Raw genomic sequence first — 22,119 nt, 5'->3', positions numbered from 1 at the left:
CGTCAAGGCGTTTTTGCAAACTTCTTGCTGCTTTCGAATCAAGTGCACATTTTGCATTCGATTCTCACTGATACCGCATTCGCTTTTGCTGTCTGCCGTGTCAGTGGATGCGCATTATAGGCAGCAGAACTTTTTACGCAAGGGCTTTTTGTCAGAAAATTACGATTAATCATCTAGACGCCTAGATATCCAGCAATATGAATAAAAAAGGGGCTAAACAGCCCCTTTTTAAACTCATTTGGTTAACGAAACAGTAACTATGGACTGAAGAATCGCGATTCTTGCTCGACTTCGACTTCTTCGCCATCAATATGGGTTTTCACTTTTATCTCAATATTAGTTACTGAACGCGAAAGTTCGACTGGATCGACCCCGATACTGATAGGTAGAGTTAATACCTCTCCTCCTGCAATCGTCACTGAGGTAGGTCCATACCACTTATAGTTGTTGAGGCCTTCAACACTCATAGTGTATTCATGGGCTTGCTCTGTCTTATTCAGGATCTTCAAGGTGAAGGTGTTTTCAATTAAACCTCGATCATTTTCTCGATAGAGTTGATTGCGGTCGCGGATAATATCCATACGTACTGGTGCAATCGTCGCGCTCGCATAGATAAAGACAAGAATCATAACGGCAAGCACTACACCATAGCCGACCAGCTTAGGACGTAATACTTTCTCTTTAATACCCTCGAGTTTATTTTCGGTGGTATAGCTAATCAGCCCCAGAGGGTATCCCATGCGCTCCATAGTTTGGTCACAAGCATCGATACAGGCGCCGCAGTTAATACATTCGTATTGCAGGCCATTACGAATATCAATACCCGTTGGACAAACCTGAACACAGAGGTCGCAGTCGATACAGTCGCCTAAGCCCATTTCTTTGGGGTCGGCTTTGCGTGAGCGCGGGCCGCGGGTCTCGCCGCGTTTGGCATCGTAACCAACGATATAAGTATTTTTATCAAACATCGCCGATTGGAAACGCGCGTACGGGCACATATGGATACACATTATTTCACGCATCCAACCCGCATTACCGTAGGTCGCTAAGGTAAAAAACACCACCCAGAAGTAGATAGCACCCGATGCATTAAGGGTAAATACATCGACATAGACTTCTCGGCTCGGCACAAAATAGGACACAAAGGTCATGGCCGTGATCAGCGAAAGCACAATCCATGCGGTATGTTTTGCCGTTTTGCGCCAGATTTTGTCAAAACCCCATGGCATTTGATCTAACTTAATGCGCTTGTTACGGGCCCCTTCGAGTTTTTCTTCGAACCAGATGAACATAAACGTCCATACAGTTTGCGGACAGGTGTAACCACACCAGACTCGACCGAGATAGGTTGTCACGAAAAATAACGCAAAGGCGGCTATCATAAAGAGAGCGGCAAGTAAGGTCAGATCCTGTGGCCAAATCGTTAAACCAAAGACATGGAATTTCTGCTCAGCCAGATTGAACCATACGGCTTGACGGTCTCCCCAAGGTATCCAGGGTAAGATAAGGAAGAAGAGCATTGCAATCCAGCCCATACGGCGGCGTAAACTACTCCATAATCCATCGATGGCCCGGACATAAATCCGATTGCGGGGGTTAAAGCGATCAGCCTTATCTGCATCAGGCTGGTGAATCTTAATTCGATTGGTTTTCGAATAGTCCTTGTTATTAGATTCTGCGTTCATCGTGACAGCCTTTTACTGCTTTAATATTGGACGAAAACTGGCTTATTATACCCATATTATTAATGGTTATTCACTTATGTTGGACTAAAAGATGAAAGGTTGGATCATATTAGCGCTTCTTTCTGGTGCATTATATTACTTATACACAGAAACGGACAAATTAGATGCACCTATTGCGAAAACAGAGGAAGTGATTCAGAAGATAGAAAACAAGGTCAGTTCAGCAATGGGAACTCAGATAATAAAAATAGATCAAAATCTAACAAAGGCGCGGAAAGAGATTTTGGCGCGACTGTCGGCGCCTGAAGTCGAAGAATTTAATAAAATCCCACTCACCGAAGACGGTATTGCTGATTTTAAAGAAAGCTACTGCGGTACTAAAGCCACCGAACATCCCATTTTTAGCAGAGATAACTTGCTATTTATCTGCGACAACCTCTAATCCACTAACAGGCAAACGGAATTTTGCAAGCCATCACTAAGCATAACGCTGAGGTGATTGACCTACGGTAACATTCCACCTAGCCTCTGAGCTTCAATTATATAGGCCTTATATCATGACTAAACCAGTATCAGATATTTTTGATCCCGCACTGTGGGATGAAGTCAGCGGATTTAACTTCGACGATATTACTTACCATAGAGCCAAAGCCCACGGCACTGTGCGTATTGCTATTAACCGTCCAGATTGCCTCAATGCCTTTCGCCCAAAAACGGTTGATGAGTTATATATCGCCCTCGATCACGCTCGCCAATGGTCCGATGTAGGTTGTGTATTACTCACGGGCAATGGCCCCTCGGCCAAAGGACAATATTCGTTTTCCTCCGGTGGCGATCAACGTATTCGCGGTAAAGATGGTTATAAATATGAAGGCGCCGAAGAAGGCAAAGCTGATTTAGCCAGAATGGGGCGGTTACATATCCTCGAAGTCCAACGATTGATCCGCTTTATGCCTAAAGTGGTGATCGCAGTCGTGCCAGGTTGGGCGGTGGGTGGCGGCCATAGTTTGCATGTTGTCTGCGACTTAACCTTAGCCTCGAAGGAACACGCCGTCTTCAAACAAACCGATCCCGATGTCGCGAGTTTCGACTCAGGCTATGGCAGTGCTTATCTTGCCAAGATGATTGGCCAAAAGCGCGCGCGAGAAATTTTCTTCTGTGGCTTTAACTACAGTGCAGATGAAGCCTTTGCCATGGGAATGGTGAATAAATCGGTTCCCCATGCCGAACTCGAAGTTGAAGCATTAAGATGGGCCAAAGAGATTAACTCCAAATCGCCTACGGCGATGCGTATGTTGAAGTACGGCTTTAACATGACTGACGACGGCATGGTCGGTCAGCAACTGTTTGCGGGTGAAGCGACGCGCTTAGCCTATGCCAGCGCTGAAGCTCAAGAAGGGCGCGATGCTTTCCTTGAGAAACGTGACCAGGACTTTTCAGCGTTTCCTTGGCATTACTAGTCGAAGCTGATTGCCATATAAAGCCCTCATTTGAGGGCTTTATATTTTTTAGCGCTTATAGATAGAAAAAACCGTTTAAACTAATCTCAAAATGCGGGTTTAAATTTTAATGAGAATTGTTATCATCTAATCATTCCCAATTGGGGCTAACATTAGAGGATAGGATCATGACCAAGACATTAACTTTTGCCGTATTACATTTCAGCGTTGCCTTCACCGTTACCTATTTATTAACTGGTAGTGTTTTGGTCGGTGGTGCCGTCGCCTTAGTTGAGCCCGCGATAAACACCGTAGTGTTTTATTTCCACGATAGAGTATGGAAACGTTTCGAGGCAAAAAAGCAGAACGCACTTAATGCAATAACGGCTTAATACACTCAGCCACCAGCACATACTCTAATAAAGCCCCAATAAAAAACCGCCATTTAGGCGGTTTTTTATTGCTTCCGATTTATTCCACCGTCACCGATTTAGCGAGGTTTCGTGGTTGATCCACATCGGTGCCCTTAATTAAGGCAACGTGATACGACAGCAACTGTAATGGGATGGTGTAAATCAGCGGCGCCATAAAGATATCGCAGTGTGGAACCGGGATAACCTTCATGGTCTCGTCAGATTCAAACTCAGCATCCACATCGGCGAAGACATACATTAAGCCTCCACGGGCACGCACCTCTTCAACGTTAGATTTCAGCTTTTCTAACAGTTCGTTGTTTGGTGCAACCACGATGACGGGCATGTCGGCATCAATCAACGCCAGTGGGCCATGCTTAAGTTCGCCAGAGGCATATGCCTCTGCATGGATGTAGGAGATCTCTTTTAGTTTGAGCGCACCTTCCATCGCAATCGGGTACTGATCGCCACGGCCAAGGAATAAGGCATGGTGTTTGTCGGCAAAATCTTCCGCCAATTCAGCAATCGCATCATCTAAGCTTAAGGCTTGCTCCACTTTGGCAGGCATAGACTGTAGACTTTGGGTGATCTCCGCCTGCATTTGCTCTGACATACCATTATGGCGGCCGATCACCGCCGTCAGCATTAATAAACCCGCTAATTGCACGGTAAAGGCTTTAGTTGAAGCAACGCCAATTTCAGCGCCTGCTTTCATCATGTACGCCATATCTGACTCACGCACCAAAGAAGAGCCGGGCGCGTTACAGATGGTCAGTGTCGCCTTATAACCCATTTCTTTAGCGAGGCGCATCGCCGCCAGCGTATCGGCAGTCTCGCCCGATTGAGAAATGGTCACCAACAGGCTGTTAGGGAACAAATGTGACTTGCGGTAGCGGAATTCGGAGGCGATTTCGACATTACAAGAAACGCCGGCCCAATCCTCTAACCAATAACGCGCCGCCATACCCGCATGGTAGCTAGTACCACAGGCAATGATTTGCACGTGCTTGATATCTTTTAAAAACTCAGCAGCATTATCGCCAAAAGCCGTGTCGAGCACTTGCTTGTTAGCAATACGGCCTTCGATAGTGCGTGTCAGCGCCAATGGCTGCTCATAAATTTCTTTGAGCATATAGTGGCGATATTCACCTTTGTCACCGGCATCGTGGGTGATTTCTGATTCTTTAACTTCGCGCTCAACTTTATTGCCATGCACATCGAAAATGCTCACGGTACGACGAGTCACTTCAGCCACGTCACCTTCTTCTAAAAACGCGAAAGAACGGGTCACAGGCAGCAGCGCCAATTGATCAGACGCGACAAAGTTTTCACCTAAACCAAAACCAATCACCAGAGGGCTACCTGAACGCGCAACGACCATGCGCTCGCTATCACGGCGGTCAATCACCACAGTACCATAAGCGCCTTCGAGTTGTTTCACCGTGGCTTGCACCGCGGCCAGTAAAGTGTCGTTAGATTTCAATTCATGGTGAACTAAGTGGCAAATCACTTCGGTGTCGGTATCAGAGCTAAAGTGATAGCCCAGCTCTTTAAGCATTTCGCGCAGTTTATGATGGTTTTCGATAATGCCATTGTGCACCACGGCAATATCGCCTTCAGATAAATGTGGGTGAGCATTGCGCTCGCTTGGCTCACCATGGGTCGCCCAACGAGTATGAGCAATACCAGTGCCGCCCGCTAACGGGTCGGTTTCGAGTGCGGCAGAAAGCTCCTGTACTTTACCCACGCGGCGAGTGCGATTGAGTTCGCCATTGTGGATCACGGCAACACCTGCGGAGTCATATCCACGATATTCTAAACGACGTAAACCTTCGACCAGAATTTCGGCCACATCCCTTTGCGCCACGGCGCCAACGATTCCGCACATAGTTTTTACCTATAAAATGAAAAATAAAAATGAAGTTGTTTGAGTCATTTGCTCTGGCTTATCACGGGCAAATGCCTAAGGCGAGTAGGGCGCTAAGATGACTTTCACGCCTTGCTCGGTAATTTGATTAAGGGCGCTCTCTTCGATGCGAGCATCGGTGACTAGCACACTGATTTGCGACCAAGGTAATTCTAAGTTAGGGATCCGCTTACCAATTTTGTCCGAATCCACCATAACGATCACTTCGCGCGAAACCTCAGCCATCACCTTGCTTAAACCTGTCAGCTCATTAAAAGTGGTGGTGCCGCGCGCTAGATCGATACCGTCGGCACCGATAAAGAGTTGATCGAAGTTATAGGAGCGTAATACCTGCTCGGCGACTTGGCCTTGAAAGGATTCAGAATGCGGGTCCCAGGTTCCACCTGTCATCAATAGGGTCGGCTCGTTTTCCAGCTCATGAATCGCATTAGCCAAATGCAGGGCATTGGTCATGACCACCAGCCCACGTTTGTGGTTGAGTTCAGCAATCAGGCCTGAAGTAGTGGTGCCACTGTCGATGATGATGCGATTATGATCTTTAATCAGCTGCGCCGCGGCTTTAGCAATGGATAACTTATTAGGGGCTATCTTGGCAGAAAACTGTTGCGTCACTTCATCGGGAATAGCCACAGCACCACCATAGCGGCGTAGCAGCAGTCCGGTTTTTTCAAGTTCTGCAAGGTCTTTGCGAATAGTCACTTCTGAGGTTTCGAAACGTAATGACAACTCATCGACACTCACTTCACCCTGTTCATTCAGAATGCTGATAATACTGTGACGTCGTTGCTGTGTATTTCGTTTATTCATAAAACCTTTCAGTTAACTTTCGATTCGAAACTTACATTATAAAGAAACGAAACATTTTTGCTAGTATTCGAAAGATAATTTCGAATCAAGATGGGTAGCTTTTAAATTGGATTAATTAACTTTATGAAAAATAATAAAAAAACAGTTCACCTATCGATGAACTGCTTTAAGCGAGCTAAAACTTAAGCGTAGAAAGTGAAATTAGAACTTAGCTTCAAGCGCCACACTGAAGTTACGATCTTGGCCGATAGTAACCATCTTATCGCTACCACCATCTAAGTATTCAGTATCAAATAGGTTTCTCACGTTCGCGCGGATGCTAACGTCTTTACCCATAATATCCATAGTATAGGCAGCACCGATATCGAAGCGAACATAACCGTCTTTACTGATAGTGTTATCCAGGTTAGCAAAACGCTCGCCAACATAGATAGCACCGAAGTTCATCGCAAAGTTATCCGTCACTTCATAACGAGTCCAGATATTGGCCGACCATTCAGGGGCATCGATAGGCGTTTTACCTTCGCGAGCATCACCCGTCTGATATTCAGCATCTAAATACATCATAGATGAAGTCACAAACCAGCTATCTCCAATTTTGCCTTGGGCACCCATTTCAAAACCACGGTGCTTTTGCTCACCGCCTTGGGTAGTGATTGAAGTGTATTTTCCATCTTCACTTCGTGGGTCACTTGCTGTCAGCACCTCATTGATAGAGATATTCTCCAGCGTGACATCAAATACCGCAGCCGTTAATAACAAGCTATCGTCAAATAGTTCCCACTTAGTCCCCACTTCATATTGAATGCCATATTCTGGTTTGAGGTTAGTGTCATGATTAACATTTAGAGGGTCGGTAATACCACCTTGCGGTGTAAAGCTCTTAGAGTAGTTAACGTATATGCTGCCATTAGTCATTGGTGAATAGATCACCCCAAATTTAGGCGATACGGCATAGCTATTTTCACCAAATCCATCTTTTTTCTGCTCGTCATAACGTACACCTGCAAGCAATTTCCATTGTTCGTTGATGGTCATTAAATCTTGCAGATAGAAACCATAGTATTTGTATTCACTTGGAGCACTTAATTTACCCTGGTGGTAATCAAGGTCAGGCTGAACAACCGGTTGTCCAGGGATCACTGTTTGAGTTGCGCCACGGGCGATTTGTTGCTGGTAGAAGTAATCTAAATAGTTGGCACCAATAAGGAATTGATGTTCCAAGCCTGCTAATTCAAACTCACCCGTAAAATCAACATAAGCAGTTTTATGCTGCCAATCGTCATATCGATCAAAAGGTTTGATACTATACCCCTTGGTGAAGGGATCTGCCGAATAAACCGGAGCTGAATCGAAACGTTGGCGATTAAATTGTTGATCGTTGTAACCAACTTTAACTTTCCAGTCGTCAGTCATTTGCCAAGTCAGATCAGCACCTAAATTTGAAACAGTATTATCGGTAAAGGCCCAGGGCGCATCCCAGATGGTTTTACGTTGACCAACAACATTGCCTTGTTTATCTAACCAACCGCCCGCATCGATACCGGTTTTATCTTGGGTATGGTCGTATTTCAGCGACAATAACAGATCATCACTGATATCGAATTCTAGGTTCAAATAACCTAACCAACGATCACGCTCTTGGTTTTCATCGGTCGTTGAATATTCACGCCAGTATTTAGTGTCTTGTTTGACTAACACACCGCGGTAACGAATGCTTTGAGCCTCGTTTAAGCTGCCACCCGCATCTAACTGAGCACGGGTAGAGCCGTAGCCATCAGTATCAAAACCTAAATCGAGCATTGAATCATAGGTCGGCTTCTTGGTGACCATATTCACCAAACCGCCGGGGCCAGATTGGCCATACAACATACTCGAAGGACCTTTCAGCACTTCGACTTGTTGTAAGGTTTCGATAGGTTGAACGTAGTGGGACCATTGCTGGTGGCCGTTGATCAGATAACCGTTGCCTGAATCTAATTCAAAACCACGAATACTGAAGACTTGGCGGTTCCAACGGGTAGTTCCCGCTGTCACACTTGAATCGTTTACTAAGACTTCCGCAAGGTTAGTCGCTAATTGCTCGTCGGTGACAAAGTCGGGGATAACATTCACGGATTGTGGTGTATCCATTAAATCAATATCACCACGCATAGCACCGGATGCACTGCCGACTTTGTAGTCGTTAAATGTACGGCCAGTGACATTAATGCGCTCAATGTTTGCATCGTTTGGCGCTTCGGCCATAACAGGCATCGCCATTAATGCAGACCCTACAGCCAAACCTACAACTGAATATTTAAATACCATTGCCAACACCTCAAGTAGACCTTTCGTCTTAGAATTGCAGGCAATATAAATAAGAATTGTTTTTATTTAATCATCTTTACACGAATTTACAATTCAGCGTGATTTAGATCAACTTTGAATAAAAACAATGGATTAGCCATAACACTTCATTATTAACTCAACATTAATTTGGCTAATTTTTATTTAGTGAGGATTTTTAGCTTTGACAAAAAAGACATAAAGCGGCAATAAGCCGCTTTATGTTTGCTGAGAATAGAGCCGTTATTTCTTAATCTTTACCGGACGTTGCCAGCCAGTCAGGTGTTTTTGCTTAACACGGGTGATCACCAGCTCATCCTCACCCACGTCACGGGTAATTGTTGACCCTGCACCCAGCGTCGCGCCTTTACCAATGGTCACAGGCGCCACCAGCTGAGTATCACTTCCCACAAACACATTATCTTCAATCACGGTTAGGTGTTTATTGGCACCATCGTAATTACAGGTAATAGTGCCCGCACCAATATTCACGCCCGCACCGATTTGCGCATCGCCTAAATAGGCTAAGTGACCCGCCTTAGAACCCACACCTAAAACGGCTTTTTTCATCTCAACGAAGTTACCGATATGGGCATCCTGCATTAACTCAGCACCTGGGCGTAAACGGGCAAAAGGCCCGGCACTAGCGGCAACGCCTAGCTTAGCGCCTTCGATAATAGAGTAAGGTTTGATCTCGGCATTATCGGCAATTTCACAATCGATAAGAATTGCGCCAGCGCCGATGCTAACGTTATTACCAATCACCACTTTGCCTTCGAAAACTACGTTCACATCGACCATTACATCCATACCGACCGTCACTTCACCACGGATATCGATACGGCTTGGGTCACGTAGGTTTGCGCCAGCAATCATCAGCTTTTCGGCTTCGCGGGCCTGATAGGCGCGCTCAAGTTGTGCAAGTTGCACGCGGTTATTAGCGCCTTCCACTTCGATAGCAGACTGTGGCTGAGCAGTATTAATTTCAACCCCGTCGGCGTGAGCCATGGCGATAATATCAGTGAGATAGTATTCACCCTGAGCATTGTTATTCGATAAACGGCCAAGCCAGGTTTTTAATGCCTTGCCCGGCACAGCCATAATGCCTGTGTTGATTTCATTGATGGCTAACTGCTCAGCATTGGCATCCTTTTGCTCGACGATACCGACAACCTTGCCTTGCTCGCGCACAATACGGCCATAGCCAGTTGGATTGGTTAGATTGACGGTTAAAATCGCTACACCATTATCGGGACGCGCAGCAAGCAAAGCTTCAAGCGTAGAGGCTTGGATTAATGGCACATCACCGTAAAGGATCAGCACAGTGTCATTATCATCGATATTCGGAATCGCTTGAGCGACCGCATGGCCAGTGCCTAACTGCTCGGCTTGCAACATCCAATTGAGTTGCTGCTCACCCAAAGCCGATTTTAATTTGTCGGCGCCATAGCCGTACACCAATTGAATGGCATCGCTGCCGATACTGTGGGCGGTATCGATAACATGCTGCACCATGCTCTTGTGGGCGATAGGATGTAATACCTTGGGAAGATCCGAGCGCATGCGAGTTCCTTTTCCTGCCGCTAAGATCACTACATTTAATGCCATTGCCATATCCTTGATTAACATCCCAAAGGGATAAACTGAGCTCGATTTAATGGCGCAATTTTAACGGAAAGGCGCAGCAAAGCGAAAGGCAGATATCAAAACGCAGCGAAAAAACCAACAAAAAAGGCGGGTATCTTTCGATAACCGCCTTTTATCACAAACAATAACCTTTATCTGGCAATGTTTTTCTTGATGGTTTCAACAACACGTAATTGAGCCATTGCTTTCGCTAACTCAACCATAGCGGCGTCATAATTGAAGTCCGCACCCGCAGTCGCCATATGGGCTTCTGCACGACGCTTGGCTTCTAATGCTGCCTGCTCATCAATATCTTTGGCACGCATAACCACATCAGCCAACACAGAAACAGAAGAAGGTTGCACTTCCAGTAAACCACCAGAAAGATAAAACACTTCTTCGCTGCCGTCTTGTTTGACGATGCGCGCCATGCCAGGTTTGATATAGCTTAACAGTGGAGCGTGGCCATGCATGATGCCCAACTCACCTTCAGAACCGGTCACTTGTAGGCTAGCTACGCGACCTGAGAAGATGCTGCTCTCTGCGCTTACTATATCAAGCTGTACTGTCATGGCTGCCATCCCGTTCTCCTTAAAAAACTAAGTATGACTACTTAGTTATTTCTTTTTGTTAGCTTTCTCGACAGCTTCGTCGATAGAACCAACCATGTAGAACGCTTGTTCTGGAATGTGGTCGAACTCGCCACTCAGAATTCCCTTGAAGCCACGGATAGTGTCTTTCAGAGATACGTACTTACCAGGAGAACCAGTAAAGACTTCAGCTACGTGGAAAGGCTGAGACAAGAAACGCTCAATCTTACGTGCACGGGCAACGGTCATCTTATCTTCGTCTGACAGTTCGTCCATACCGAGAATCGCAATAATGTCTTTCAGCTCTTTGTAGCGTTGCAGAACAGTTTGTACACCGTTAGCTACGTCATAGTGCTCTTGACCAACCACTAATGGATCTAATTGACGAGAAGTCGAATCCAGTGGGTCAACCGCTGGGTAAATACCCAGAGAAGCGATTTGACGTGACAATACAACAGTCGCATCTAAGTGAGCGAAGGTTGTTGCTGGTGACGGGTCAGTCAAGTCGTCCGCAGGTACGTATACCGCTTGTACAGAGGTAATAGAACCAGTCTTAGTTGAAGTAATACGCTCTTGCAGAACGCCCATTTCTTCAGCCAGAGTGGGTTGGTAACCTACTGCAGAAGGCATACGACCTAACAGTGCTGATACTTCAGTACCGGCTAGGGTGTAACGGTAGATGTTGTCAACGAACAACAGAACGTCACGACCTTCGTCACGGAATTTTTCAGCCATAGTCAGACCGGTCAGTGCTACACGCAGACGGTTTCCTGGTGGCTCGTTCATTTGACCATAAACCATGGCTACTTTGTCGAGAACGCCAGAATCCTTCATCTCGTAGTAGAAGTCGTTACCCTCACGAGTACGCTCACCTACACCGGCGAATACAGAAAGACCTGAGTGAGCTTTAGCGATGTTGTTAATCAGTTCCATCATGTTAACTGTCTTACCAACACCCGCACCACCGAACAGACCTACTTTACCACCCTTAGCGAATGGACATACAAGGTCGATAACCTTGATACCAGTCTCTAACAGTTCAGTCGTGTTTGATTGCTCTTCGTATGAAGGAGCGCTGCGGTGAATCACATAACGTTCTTCTTCGCCAATTGCGCCAGCTTCATCAATAGGGTCGCCTAATACGTTCATGATACGGCCAAGCGTGGCAGTACCAACAGGAACAGAAATAGGTGAACCTGAGTTTACTACCTCAAGACCACGACGCAGACCATCAGAAGTACCCATAGCGATGGTACGAACTACACCACCACCTAGTTGTTGCTGAACTTCCAGCACCAAACCATTACAGGAGCCTTCACCTGTGATCTTCAGAGCGTCATATACCTGAGGTACGGCATCTTGTGGAAACTCTACGTCCACAACCGCGCCAATCACTTGGACAACAGTACCTGTGCTCATGATTAATCCTCTAAAACTTGTATTCGTTACCTAACCTAAACCGCAGAGGCACCAGAAACAATTTCCGACAGTTCCTGCGTAATCGCAGCCTGACGAGCCTTGTTATAGACCAATTGCAAATCGTCAATCAGTGTACCCGCGTTGTCTGTTGCCGCCTTCATCGCCACCATACGGGCAGCCTGTTCAGAAGCAATGTTTTCAACAACACCTTGGTAAACCTGAGATTCTACATAACGAACCAATAAGGTATCCAAAAGGGCTTTTGGATCTGGCTCGTAGATGTAGTCCCAACGATGAGCAACCTCATCATCTTCCGATTTAGGCAAAGGTAGCAGCTGCTCGATCACAGGAGTCTGCGTCATAGTGTTTACAAACTTGTTGAACACTACGTACAGACGATCCAGTTTGCCTTCGTTGTAAGCATCTAGCATTACACGTACTGTCCCGATCAGGTCTGCGAGCTTTGGCGCATCGCCTAAACCTGAAGCATGGGCAGATACTTGACCGCCAAAGCTTTTGAAAAACTGAACACTACGAGCACCAATTGGGCAAAATTCAAATTCTGCACCTTGCTCTTTCCAGCTTTTCACGTCTGAAACAACCTTTTTAAAGAGGTTGACGTTCAGACCACCACAAAGGCCACGGTCGGTTGCTACAACAATGTAACCAACCCGCTTGGCCTCTCTCACCTCTAAGTAGGGGTGTTTATACTCGAGAGAACCTTGCGCTACGTGACCGATCACCTTACGCATGCTTTCCGCGTATGGACGGCTTGCAGCCATGCGTTCCTGCGCTCTGCGCATTTTGCTGGCTGCCACCATTTCCATGGCGGACGTGATCTTCTGAGTGTTTTTCACACTCGCGATCTTGGTTTTAATCTCTTTAGCGCCGGCCATCTCTACTCTCCAATCTGGACCTGAGGTGCCTTAAGACACCTCTATCATTGTTACCAGGTTTGGGTTGCTACGAACTTGTCGAGGCCAGCTTTTAATTCAGCTTCGATATCGGCGTTATAATCGCCAGTCTCGTTGATAAGCTTGATTAAAGCAGCATGCTCGCTGTTCATGTACGAGAGCAGAGCGGCTTCGAAATCACCAACTTTTTTCAGCTCAACGCCCTTCAGGTAACCTTTTTCAGCTGCGAAAATTGACACAGCTTGAGCGGCTACGCTCATAGGAGCATATTGTTTTTGCTTCATCAGTTCGGTAACACGCACACCATGCTCAAGTTGAGCACGAGTTGCATCGTCTAAGTCAGATGCAAACTGTGAGAACGCAGCAAGTTCACGATACTGTGCTAGAGCGGTACGGATACCACCTGACAGTTTCTTGATGATCTTAGTCTGAGCCGCACCACCAACACGAGAAACAGAAATACCTGGGTTAACCGCTGGACGTAAGCCAGAGTTAAACAGATCGGTCTCAAGGAAGATCTGACCGTCAGTAATAGAAATTACGTTGGTCGGTACGAATGCAGATACGTCACCCGCCTGAGTTTCAATAATAGGCAGCGCGGTTAAAGAACCGGTTTGACCTGTTACAGCACCCTTAGTGAACTTCTCTACATATTCTTCGTTTACGCGTGAAGCACGCTCTAATAAACGAGAGTGTAGATAGAATACGTCACCAGGATAAGCTTCACGGCCTGGTGGACGCTTCAGCAGTAACGAGATCTGACGGTAAGCAACAGCTTGCTTAGACAGGTCATCGTATACGATCAGCGCATCTTCACCGCGGTCGCGGAAGTATTCACCCATAGCACAACCAGAGTATGGTGCTAAGTATTGCAGTGCTGCAGCTTCAGAAGCTGTTGCTACTACAACGATAGTGTTAGCTAATGCACCGTGCTCTTCTAGCTTGCGTACTACGTTAGCGATTGTAGAAGCCTTTTGGCCTACTGCTACGTACACACATTTGATGCCAGAATCGCGCTGGTTGATGATTGCGTCGATCGCCATCGCTGTTTTACCAGTTTGACGGTCGCCAATGATCAATTCACGTTGACCACGACCGATTGGGATCATAGCGTCAACGGCTTTATAACCAGTTTGAACTGGTTGATCTACTGACTTACGCTCGATAACACCTGGTGCGATCACTTCAACAGGAGAGAAACCATCGTTATCGATAGCGCCTTTTCCGTCAATTGGCTCACCCAGAGTGTTAACTACACGGCCTAACAGGCCGCGACCGACTGGAACTTCCAGAATACGGCCAGTAGTTTTAACTTTTACGCCCTCTGCTAAATCAGCATAAGGACCCATTACTACGGCACCGACAGAATCACGTTCAAGGTTCAACGCGATTGCAAAACGGCTACCAGGCAGTTCGATCATTTCACCTTGCATCACATCGGCTAGGCCGTGGATGCGGATAATGCCGTCACTTACCGCAACGATAGTACCTTCGTTACGAGATTCGCTAACGACTTCGAACTGCTCGATCCGCTGCTTAATCAGATCGCTGATTTCAGTGGAATTCAGTTGCATGCTCAAACTCCCAATTACGACTGCAGCTTTTCAGACAGACGCGATAACTTACCGCGGACAGAGCCATCAATGACTAAGTCACCTGCCTTAATAATTACACCGGCGATGAGCGCGGCGTCAGTGCTGCAATTCAGCTTAACTTTGCGTGCGAGACGTTTCTCTAAAGAATTACTGATCTGCTGCTGTTGTTCAGAGCTGAGCTCAGCTGCAGAAACCACATCGGCTTCCACTTCTTTTGCCCACTCATTACGGTATTGAGCAAAAAGCTCAGATACAGCAGGTAGTACCTTTAAGCGACCGTTTTCAGCCATTACCTTTATCAAGTTCTGACCTTGCTCATTGATTTGCTCACCACACACACTAATAAAGAGTGCAGCAAGTTTAGTACTGGCTAAAGAACCAGTTAGCAGTGGCTGCATGGTTTCGTTTTCACTAACCAGTGCGGCGAACGTGAGCATTTCTGCCCAGGTATCCACTGCATTGTGTTCAACAGCAACGTCAAAAGCTGCCTTTGCGTAAGGGCGAGCGATGGTGGTTAATTCAGCCATAACTCAAACTCCCTTATCAAATTTCAGCGACTAGTTTATTAACTATGTCACTGTGGGCGGCTGGATCAATAGAACGCTCAAGGATCTTCTCAGCACCCATGATGGCAAGAGTAGCAACCTGCTTACGCAGATCCTCTTTCACGCGATTACGTTCAGCTTCAATTTCTGCTTTACCCTGAGCGATGATTTTTGCACGCTCAGCGTCTGCTTCGGCTTTAGCTTCTTCAACTATTTGAGCTTTACGCTTGTTAGCTTGCTCAATAATTTCGTTAGCAGTCACCTTGGCTTCTTTTAGTTGGTCAGTCGCTTTCGCTTGAGCCAACTCTAGGTCTTTTACCGCACGATCAGCATCAGCTAGACCGTCAGCAATCCTTTTTTGGCGCGCTTCGATGGCATTCATCAAAGGGGGCCATACAAACTTCATGCAGAACCACACGAAGATGATAAAGGCGACCGTCTGACCGATTAGGGTAGCGTTGAAATTCACAACAGCCTCCTATTTAGAGTTAAGACAGAAGCGTTTTCTTACAGCATTGCACCCAGCGGGTTGGTGAACAGCATAAATAATGCGATACCAACACCGATCATTGTTACGGCGTCTAACAGACCCGCTACGATGAACATTTTAACTTGTAGCATAGGAGCCATTTCTGGTTGACGCGCAGCGCCTTCCAGGAACTTGCCACCTAATAAGCCGAAACCGATTGCAGTACCAAGAGCACCCATACCAATCAGCAGAGCAACAGCGATAGCTGTCATGCCTAAAATCGTTTCCATCTGTATCTCCAGTATCTAAAATCTAAATCTAATTAGTTGATGATTTAGTTTAAAATTTCTTCAGCAATCCTTAATGATCTTCATGGGCCATGCTTAAATAAACAATGGTCAGCATCATGAAGATAAACGCCTGCAGCGTGATAACCAAAATGTGGAAAATTAACCAACCTAGTTGCAGAGTCACACCCAGGGAAGATAATAACAAGTTGGTACCATACATCAGCGCAATAAGGATGAAGATCAACTCACCTGCGTACAAGTTACCGAATAGACGCAATGCCAATGAAATTGGCTTAGCAACTAAAGTAACTGTCTCTAATAGGAGGTTGACGGGTATCATTGCCTTATGGTTAAAGGGCTGTAGCGTCAGTTCTTTAACAAAACCAGACACGCCTTTGACCTTAATGCTGTAGTAAATAATCAGCACAAACACACCAATAGCTAAGCTGAAGGTGATGTTTACGTCAGTTGTCGGAACCACTTTTAAGTATGGAACGCCCGCAAAACTTGCTAACCATGGCAGCAAGTCAACAGGAAGCATATCCATGAAGTTCATCATGAATACCCATACAAAAATGGTCAGAGCTAAAGGCGCGATCAGGGCATTGCGGCCATGAAAACTTTCTTTCACGCTGTTATCAACGAACTCAACGATCATCTCGATAAAGCATTGCAGCTTACCGGGAACACCTGAAGTCGCTTTTTTACCAACACTACGGAAAATCCACAGGAACAGAACACCAAGACCAACCGAAAAGAACAACGAATCAATGTGCCATGTCCAGAAACCTTCACCAACGTGTAAGTTGGTAAGGTGATGCTGGATATAGCCCTGCGGTGTTAACGCTTCACCAGTTGCAGCCATGATTCATCCCACTTAACTTTGCTTGAAGTATAAAGGTGCTGTCCAATGCACTATCAACGTCAGCACATAACAAACAAAAAGCGGCAAAAATGCCACCTCAAGCTTGCTAAACACCAATGAAAACATTGCGATGGTTAACAGCAACTTTACCGCTTCCCCCCAGTAAAAAGTTTTAATCACTTTTGCAGCTGAACTTGCTCCCGTATGAGAGAAAGCGAGGGTCGCGAATACAAAATTAGGGAGCACAGCAATTGAACCACCTGCTAACGCAGAATAGCCAAACTGAACTCCCCACACGACGAAAAAGAGAATTGAAGCACCCCCAGCCACCGCCGCCTGCATCATCACCAATTTATAGGCTGACCACCGGCCACGACGCGCTAAAACCTTACTCAACTCATCCTCTCCGCATTCATACTTTTTGTTTCGATGACCGGATGACAAATATCCGTATTTTTGTCGATGCACAAAAAGCTTGCGAAAGTATACCTTTTCACGCCTTCATTGCAACTTTGAGATAAGGAAAAACAGCACTTTTAACGTGATATAGCGCCAAAACAGTCAAAACTCAAAATTAACATATGTCACAAATTTACATTAAAAACTGTTAATCTACAGACATTAACGAATTTTGCTAAGAATTCCGTCTAATTCAGCCAGATTCTGATAGTTAATTACAATTTTACCCTTACCCTTACTGCTATGAGCGATCGAAACCTTGGCACCTAATCTTTCAATTAACTGCTGCTCTAAACGACAAACATCTTGATCTTTAGTCGTAGTTTCGACGGGTTTGGGCGGATTTAAGGTTTGATTAATCAATCGTTCAGTTTCCCGAACGGTTAATTCCTTGGCAGCCACTAATCTCGCCAGATTTGTTTGTTCTTCACCCTCAATTGCGAGCAAAGCGCGTGCATGGCCCATATCAATGTCGCCATACTCGAGTAAACGCTTAACCGGTTCATTTAAACCGTTTAGCCGTAACAAATTAGATACACTCGCGCGAGATTTTCCCACAACATCGGCAACCTGTTGGTGAGTCAGCTCAAATTCTTGCATCAAACGTTGTAATGCAATGGCTTCTTCCATGGCATTTAAGTCTTCACGTTGAATGTTTTCAATCAACGCAATGGCGACCGCCGCTTCATCGGGAACCGGTTTAACGATACAAGGGATTTTTTCGACACCCGCCAATTGGGAAGCGCGCCAACGGCGCTCACCGGCGATGATTTCATACTGGCTATCGCTGACAGGACGCACCACAATCGGCTGAATAATGCCTTGATTGCGGATGGAATGGGCGAGTTCTTCTAACGCCTCGGGAGACATGTCCTTACGAGGTTGGTATTTACCCGGTTGTAGCAGGTCGAGATCCAGATGAATAAGTTCTTCTTTTTTATCGACAACAACCACTTCTTCCGTGTGTTTTTTACTCGCGGCGTGGCTGTTACTCAGTAAAGCATCTAAGCCTTTGCCTAACCCTCTTTTCTTTAACGTCATGGTTATCCTTTACGCTCGCTTAGCCTGAGTTTTCTGTTCGGAACGGCGGATCATCTCGCCCGCTAACGCTAAATATGCCTTAGCCCCCGCACTCGATTTATCGTAGTACATAGCAGGAGCACCAAAGCTCGGCGCCTCGGCCAAACGCACATTACGTGGGATCACAGTGCGGTAAACCTTATCACCAAAATGCTGTTTTAGCTGATCGGACACATCATTCGACAGGCGATTACGCGGGTCGTACATGGTCCGCAAAATCCCTTCAATCCCCAAACCAGGATTCACCACCGCCGCTAATTTGGTGATGGTATCAATCAAGGCGGTTAAGCCTTCCAGAGCAAAATACTCACACTGCATTGGCACCAGCACGGAATCCGCCGCCGACATGGCATTCACCGTCAACATGTTGAGCGAAGGCGGGCAATCGATAAAGATATAATCGTATTGATCTTTTATCGGTGCGAGCGCATTACGTAACCGCACTTCACGGGCAAAAAACTCCATGAGTTTAATTTCTGCCGCGGTCACATCGCCATTACTGGCAATCAGATCGTATTTCCCCGTGGTGTCTTTGACCACGATCTCATCGAAGGGCTTTTCTTCAACCAGCAGTTCGTAAGCCGTGTTTTCGACTTCGTATTTATCGACACCGCTTCCCATGGTGGCATTACCCTGAGGATCAAGATCGATCAGCAGTACTTTACGCTTAGTCGCGGCTAAAGAGGCGGCTAAGTTGACACAAGTTGTTGTTTTCCCTACGCCACCTTTCTGGTTGGCCACGGCAATTACTTTACCCACAATGTCACCCTGTATGTAAATTCTGGTTTATTGCCTACTTAAAAATCCATATGAAATGAGGAGCTTTAAGCCTGTTATTCTTTGATTATTTTGAGTAAATGTCTTTGCTCATCGAGTCTAGGCACTTGGAGTTCGATGGTTTCGGTCACCACAAATCCAGCGGGGATTTGTTGCATCTCTTCATCACTCAGTTGTCCCTTGAGCGCATAAAATTGTCCATGCTCGGCAGGCAAATGATGGCACCATGTCAACATATCATGGATTGAGGCAAAGGCGCGGCTGAGCACTCCATCGAACTTTTGCTCGGGTTGATAGGCCTCGACTCGGCTTTCTATCGAACTGATATTGTGGATCCCTAGTTCAAAGGCCACTTGCTTTTGAAAACGGATCCGCTTGCCTAAGCTATCGAGCAGCACAAAGGTTTTATCTGGATTCATAATCGCTAAGGGAATGCCGGGCAGCCCAGGACCTGTCCCTACATCGATAAAGCGCTCGCCCTGCAAATGGGGCGACACCACTAAGCTGTCCATGATATGACGGACAAGCATCGCCTCAGGATCTCTTACCGAGGTTAGGTTATAGGCTTTATTCCATTTGTTGAGCATGCCAACAAAATCAAGCAGTTGTTTTTTCTGCTCAGCCGTGGCGGGCAGATTAATTTCGGCTAAATAGGCCTCTAACTGGGCAGATAACACTGAACAACCTCAATAAAGATAAGATTATAAACTCGCTGGCTATTATGAAGCCCTGAAACGTCGAAGGGAAGCCTGAATGCTTCCCTTCTGCGACCAAACTGGCGATTAAGCTAGCTTTTACGCGCTCTTGCGTAATAAACCGCGTTTTTTCAGATGCACCAACAGAATTGAAATCGCTGCTGGCGTGATACCAGAGATACGCGATGCTTGGCCAATGGTCTCGGGCTTATGGCTATTTAACTTAGCAATAACCTCATTTGAAAGCCCTGGAACCTCTTTGTAATCAAGGTTCAATGGCAGACCAGTGTTCTCATTGCGTACCGCTTTGTTGATCTCTTCCTGCTGACGTTGGATATAGCCAGAGTACTTCACTTGGATCTGTACTTGCTCGGCAGCGAGTGGATCGGCAAGTCCTGGACCAAAGCCTTCAATCTGCATCAATTTGCTGTAATCCATTTCAGGACGACGCAGCAACTCTTCAAACGACGCTTCACGGGAGATAGGCGTGTTTAGATGCGGATTTAACACTTGCACCAATGGTGAATTTGGATGGATCCATTGGCTACGTAGACGTTGTAACTCTAACTCGATCGATTCCATTTTTTCACTGAAAGAGGCCCAACGTGCATCATCCACTAGACCCAATTCACGACCTTTTGCGGTTAAACGCAGATCGGCGTTGTCTTCACGCAGCAATAGGCGGTATTCGGCGCGGCTGGTAAACATACGGTAGGGTTCTTTAGTCCCTAAGGTTGATAAATCATCAACCAATACACCTATGTAGGCTTCATCACGGCGAGGACACCAAGCTTCTTTGCCCTGAACCTGCAGCGCAGCGTTCATCCCCGCGAGTAAACCTTGGGCTCCGGCTTCTTCGTAACCTGTAGTACCGTTGATTTGGCCCGCGAAGAACAAACCATTGATGGTTTTGGTTTCTAACGAGTTTTTAAGATCCCTTGGATCGAAATAATCGTACTCAATCGCATAACCAGGGCGAACAATCTCAGCATTTTCCATACCTTGGATCGAACGAACCAGATTTAGCTGCACATCGAAAGGCAAGCTGGTGGAAATACCGTTAGGGTAGATCTCGTTGGTGTTTAAGCCTTCGGGTTCGATAAAGATCTGGTGCGATGATTTATCTGAAAAACGATGGATCTTGTCTTCGATAGAAGGGCAGTAACGTGGACCAATCCCTTCGATCACGCCTGAATACATAGGGCTGCGATCTAAGCCACCACGAATAATATCGTGTGTCTTTTCATTGGTATGGGTGATCCAACAAGAAATTTGTTTCGGGTGATGGCTTACATCGCCCATAAACGACATCACAGGTAATGGCGTATCGCCTTTCTGTTCTGTCATCTGGCTAAAATCGATGGTGTTGGCATCGATACGCGGTGGCGTACCGGTTTTTAAACGGCCAACACGGATTGGCAACTCGCGTAAACGGTGGGCGAGTGCGATTGATGGTGGATCGCCAGCACGACCGCCACTGTAGTTTTCTAAACCAATGTGAATCTTACCACTGAGGAAAGTGCCCGCGGTTAAGACCACTGCTGGTGCTTCAAAGGCTAAGCCCATTTGAGTCACTACGCCGACTACGCGATCGTTCTCAACCACCAGATCATCAACGGCTTGTTGGAAAATACGTAAGTTGGCTTGGTTTTGCAGAATATTTTGGATCTTCTGACGATACAAAGCGCGATCAGCCTGAGCACGAGTCGCTCTTACTGCTGGGCCTTTGCTCGAGTTTAGGGTTCTAAATTGGATCCCTGCATAGTCGGTTGCGATCGCCATTGCACCGCCTAATGCATCGATTTCTTTTACCAGATGACCTTTGCCAATACCGCCGATCGCAGGGTTGCATGACATTTGGCCTAAAGTATCAAGATTATGCGTCAGCAATAATGTCTTAGAGCCCATTCTTGCTGCAGCCAATGCGGCTTCAGTTCCGGCATGACCACCACCTACAACAATAACATCAAACCGTTCATGAAAATGCATGACCCTACCTTTAGTAACTTAAGAGACCCAACGTGAGCCGATCATTTTAGCATTTGCTTTGAATGAGGTGAATGATCATTTTTAGAAAATGGATCCATAGGATCGGGACTAATAGATCTTAAGATCTTTATATAGATCTTCTTACTATGTTTACTATTAGGATCGCTCTTTCCTGTGGGTAAGCTTATTTTCTTATTTATATCAAAT

General features: G+C 46.2%; 21 protein-coding genes. 3 read left to right on the top strand and 18 right to left on the bottom strand.

What is annotated here, in order from left to right:
• Positions 1-257: 257 nt before the first annotated feature.
• Positions 258-1,685, bottom strand: coding sequence for a cytochrome c oxidase accessory protein CcoG (gene ccoG, locus EYR25_RS20880; RefSeq protein ID WP_133182645.1), 1,428 nt, complete (start codon positions 1,683-1,685; stop codon positions 258-260).
• Positions 1,686-1,776: 91 nt separating this feature from the next.
• On the opposite strand from ccoG, the gene EYR25_RS20875 reads away from it, so the two are divergent.
• The 3 genes from EYR25_RS20875 (at position 1,777) to EYR25_RS20865 (ending at position 3,516) form a co-directional block, all read left to right on the top strand.
• Positions 1,777-2,127: a hypothetical protein gene (locus tag EYR25_RS20875; protein WP_023266066.1), complete on the top strand. Its 351-nt coding sequence runs from the start codon at positions 1,777-1,779 to the stop codon at positions 2,125-2,127.
• A gap of 115 nt (positions 2,128-2,242) precedes the next feature.
• Positions 2,243-3,145 (top strand): 1,4-dihydroxy-2-naphthoyl-CoA synthase, encoded by a 903-nt coding sequence (locus EYR25_RS20870; protein ID WP_011627707.1) that lies wholly within the window; start codon positions 2,243-2,245, stop codon positions 3,143-3,145.
• Positions 3,146-3,312: 167 nt separating this feature from the next.
• Positions 3,313-3,516 carry a DUF2061 domain-containing protein gene (locus EYR25_RS20865; protein WP_023266065.1) on the top strand — a complete coding sequence of 68 codons (204 nt, stop codon included), beginning with the start codon at positions 3,313-3,315 and terminating at the stop codon, positions 3,514-3,516.
• A 79-nt stretch (positions 3,517-3,595) separates the two neighbouring features.
• On the opposite strand, the gene glmS is transcribed toward EYR25_RS20865, so the two are convergent.
• The 17 genes from glmS to mnmG all read right to left on the bottom strand — a co-directional run bounded on the left by glmS (position 3,596) and on the right by mnmG (position 21,912).
• Entirely contained in the window at positions 3,596-5,425 is a 1,830-nt protein-coding gene (gene glmS, locus EYR25_RS20860) for a glutamine--fructose-6-phosphate transaminase (isomerizing) (RefSeq protein WP_088586435.1), read from the bottom strand.
• A 75-nt stretch (positions 5,426-5,500) separates the two neighbouring features.
• The gene (locus tag EYR25_RS20855) at positions 5,501-6,271 is read right to left on the bottom strand and encodes a DeoR/GlpR family DNA-binding transcription regulator (RefSeq protein WP_011627710.1); all 771 of its coding nucleotides are present in this window, start codon (positions 6,269-6,271) and stop codon (positions 5,501-5,503) included.
• A gap of 201 nt (positions 6,272-6,472) precedes the next feature.
• Complete coding sequence (locus EYR25_RS20850) at positions 6,473-8,581, bottom strand: TonB-dependent receptor (RefSeq protein WP_133182643.1); 2,109 nt, start codon at positions 8,579-8,581, stop codon at positions 6,473-6,475.
• Between the two features lie 261 nt (positions 8,582-8,842).
• Positions 8,843-10,207, bottom strand: coding sequence for a bifunctional UDP-N-acetylglucosamine diphosphorylase/glucosamine-1-phosphate N-acetyltransferase GlmU (gene glmU / locus EYR25_RS20845; protein WP_039977549.1), 1,365 nt, complete (start codon positions 10,205-10,207; stop codon positions 8,843-8,845).
• A gap of 170 nt (positions 10,208-10,377) precedes the next feature.
• Positions 10,378-10,806 (bottom strand): F0F1 ATP synthase subunit epsilon, encoded by a 429-nt coding sequence (locus EYR25_RS20840; RefSeq protein WP_011624645.1) that lies wholly within the window; start codon positions 10,804-10,806, stop codon positions 10,378-10,380.
• A 36-nt stretch (positions 10,807-10,842) separates the two neighbouring features.
• The gene (gene atpD / locus EYR25_RS20835) at positions 10,843-12,234 is read right to left on the bottom strand and encodes a F0F1 ATP synthase subunit beta (RefSeq protein WP_023266060.1); all 1,392 of its coding nucleotides are present in this window, start codon (positions 12,232-12,234) and stop codon (positions 10,843-10,845) included.
• Positions 12,235-12,269: 35 nt separating this feature from the next.
• Complete coding sequence (gene atpG, locus EYR25_RS20830) at positions 12,270-13,130, bottom strand: F0F1 ATP synthase subunit gamma (RefSeq protein ID WP_011718833.1); 861 nt, start codon at positions 13,128-13,130, stop codon at positions 12,270-12,272.
• Between the two features lie 50 nt (positions 13,131-13,180).
• Positions 13,181-14,722 carry a F0F1 ATP synthase subunit alpha gene (gene atpA, locus EYR25_RS20825; protein WP_011718834.1) on the bottom strand — a complete coding sequence of 514 codons (1,542 nt, stop codon included), beginning with the start codon at positions 14,720-14,722 and terminating at the stop codon, positions 13,181-13,183.
• 14 nt (positions 14,723-14,736) lie between these two features.
• Complete coding sequence (gene atpH / locus EYR25_RS20820) at positions 14,737-15,270, bottom strand: F0F1 ATP synthase subunit delta (protein WP_011718835.1); 534 nt, start codon at positions 15,268-15,270, stop codon at positions 14,737-14,739.
• A 16-nt stretch (positions 15,271-15,286) separates the two neighbouring features.
• Positions 15,287-15,757 carry a F0F1 ATP synthase subunit B gene (gene atpF, locus EYR25_RS20815; RefSeq protein ID WP_011624650.1) on the bottom strand — a complete coding sequence of 157 codons (471 nt, stop codon included), beginning with the start codon at positions 15,755-15,757 and terminating at the stop codon, positions 15,287-15,289.
• A gap of 38 nt (positions 15,758-15,795) precedes the next feature.
• Positions 15,796-16,047 carry a F0F1 ATP synthase subunit C gene (atpE, locus tag EYR25_RS20810; RefSeq protein ID WP_006083840.1) on the bottom strand — a complete coding sequence of 84 codons (252 nt, stop codon included), beginning with the start codon at positions 16,045-16,047 and terminating at the stop codon, positions 15,796-15,798.
• A 70-nt stretch (positions 16,048-16,117) separates the two neighbouring features.
• Positions 16,118-16,912: a F0F1 ATP synthase subunit A gene (gene atpB, locus EYR25_RS20805; RefSeq protein WP_133182641.1), complete on the bottom strand. Its 795-nt coding sequence runs from the start codon at positions 16,910-16,912 to the stop codon at positions 16,118-16,120.
• Between the two features lie 12 nt (positions 16,913-16,924).
• The gene (locus EYR25_RS20800; RefSeq protein WP_011718838.1) at positions 16,925-17,308 is read right to left on the bottom strand and encodes an ATP synthase subunit I; all 384 of its coding nucleotides are present in this window, start codon (positions 17,306-17,308) and stop codon (positions 16,925-16,927) included.
• Between the two features lie 225 nt (positions 17,309-17,533).
• Positions 17,534-18,412 (bottom strand): ParB/RepB/Spo0J family partition protein, encoded by an 879-nt coding sequence (locus EYR25_RS20795; RefSeq protein ID WP_011718839.1) that lies wholly within the window; start codon positions 18,410-18,412, stop codon positions 17,534-17,536.
• Positions 18,413-18,421: 9 nt separating this feature from the next.
• Positions 18,422-19,210 (bottom strand): ParA family protein, encoded by a 789-nt coding sequence (locus EYR25_RS20790; RefSeq protein ID WP_011718840.1) that lies wholly within the window; start codon positions 19,208-19,210, stop codon positions 18,422-18,424.
• 74 nt (positions 19,211-19,284) lie between these two features.
• Positions 19,285-19,905 (bottom strand): 16S rRNA (guanine(527)-N(7))-methyltransferase RsmG, encoded by a 621-nt coding sequence (gene rsmG / locus EYR25_RS20785; RefSeq protein WP_023266056.1) that lies wholly within the window; start codon positions 19,903-19,905, stop codon positions 19,285-19,287.
• Positions 19,906-20,022: 117 nt separating this feature from the next.
• Positions 20,023-21,912, bottom strand: coding sequence for a tRNA uridine-5-carboxymethylaminomethyl(34) synthesis enzyme MnmG (gene mnmG, locus EYR25_RS20780; RefSeq protein ID WP_133182639.1), 1,890 nt, complete (start codon positions 21,910-21,912; stop codon positions 20,023-20,025).
• Between the last annotated feature and the right edge of the window lie 207 nt (positions 21,913-22,119).

Source organism: Shewanella decolorationis, assembly GCF_004354305.1.
In the GTDB taxonomy this organism is placed as follows: Bacteria; Pseudomonadota; Gammaproteobacteria; order Enterobacterales; family Shewanellaceae; genus Shewanella; species Shewanella decolorationis.
Note: the sequence above shows the minus strand (reverse complement) of the source record. Positions and strands in the feature narration are given on the sequence as shown.

Coding starts and splice junctions, on each gene's coding strand:
- EYR25_RS20875 (WP_023266066.1), top strand. CDS start 1,777: ATGAAAGGTTGGATCATATTAGCGCTTCTTTCTGGTGCATTATATTAC.
- EYR25_RS20865 (WP_023266065.1), top strand. CDS start 3,313: ATGACCAAGACATTAACTTTTGCCGTATTACATTTCAGCGTTGCCTTC.
- glmS (WP_088586435.1), bottom strand. CDS start 5,425: ATGTGCGGAATCGTTGGCGCCGTGGCGCAAAGGGATGTGGCCGAAATT.
- atpH (WP_011718835.1), bottom strand. CDS start 15,270: ATGGCTGAATTAACCACCATCGCTCGCCCTTACGCAAAGGCAGCTTTT.
- EYR25_RS20870 (WP_011627707.1), top strand. CDS start 2,243: ATGACTAAACCAGTATCAGATATTTTTGATCCCGCACTGTGGGATGAA.
- mnmG (WP_133182639.1), bottom strand. CDS start 21,912: ATGCATTTTCATGAACGGTTTGATGTTATTGTTGTAGGTGGTGGTCAT.
- atpG (WP_011718833.1), bottom strand. CDS start 13,130: ATGGCCGGCGCTAAAGAGATTAAAACCAAGATCGCGAGTGTGAAAAAC.
- atpE (WP_006083840.1), bottom strand. CDS start 16,047: ATGGAAACGATTTTAGGCATGACAGCTATCGCTGTTGCTCTGCTGATT.
- EYR25_RS20840 (WP_011624645.1), bottom strand. CDS start 10,806: ATGGCAGCCATGACAGTACAGCTTGATATAGTAAGCGCAGAGAGCAGC.
- atpD (WP_023266060.1), bottom strand. CDS start 12,234: ATGAGCACAGGTACTGTTGTCCAAGTGATTGGCGCGGTTGTGGACGTA.
- EYR25_RS20795 (WP_011718839.1), bottom strand. CDS start 18,412: ATGACGTTAAAGAAAAGAGGGTTAGGCAAAGGCTTAGATGCTTTACTG.
- atpA (WP_011718834.1), bottom strand. CDS start 14,722: ATGCAACTGAATTCCACTGAAATCAGCGATCTGATTAAGCAGCGGATC.
- glmU (WP_039977549.1), bottom strand. CDS start 10,207: ATGGCATTAAATGTAGTGATCTTAGCGGCAGGAAAAGGAACTCGCATG.
- EYR25_RS20855 (WP_011627710.1), bottom strand. CDS start 6,271: ATGAATAAACGAAATACACAGCAACGACGTCACAGTATTATCAGCATT.
- ccoG (WP_133182645.1), bottom strand. CDS start 1,685: ATGAACGCAGAATCTAATAACAAGGACTATTCGAAAACCAATCGAATT.
- atpB (WP_133182641.1), bottom strand. CDS start 16,912: ATGGCTGCAACTGGTGAAGCGTTAACACCGCAGGGCTATATCCAGCAT.
- EYR25_RS20850 (WP_133182643.1), bottom strand. CDS start 8,581: ATGGTATTTAAATATTCAGTTGTAGGTTTGGCTGTAGGGTCTGCATTA.